The 242-nt window shown below is 57.9% G+C and carries 1 rRNA gene; it reads left to right on the top strand.

The features are described from left to right. Positions 1-141: 141 nt before the first annotated feature. A 5S ribosomal RNA gene (gene rrf, locus ACETK3_RS21440) occupies positions 142-242 on the top strand; the annotation flags it as partial.

Here is a 242-nt window from a genome sequence, read left to right as displayed (position 1 = left end):
TCCACTATGTGGTTCCCAACCAACAACCCCCAACACCACGGGTTAATGGCACGGAACCAACAACTACATACAACAACACCACCAATGTTGTAACCACAGTCTTCCCACCCCCGGCAACACCAGGGGTTCGGGTGAAAAGGTTACGGCGGTCATAGCGTGGGGGAAACGCCCGGTCCCATTCCGAACCCGGAAGCTAAGACCCACAGCGCCGATGGTACTGCACCCGGGAGGGTGTGGGAGAG

The organism is Arthrobacter sp. E44, assembly GCF_041877125.1.
Lineage (GTDB): Bacteria > Actinomycetota > Actinomycetes > Actinomycetales > Micrococcaceae > Arthrobacter.
This window is presented reverse-complemented; position numbering and strand designations above follow the sequence as displayed.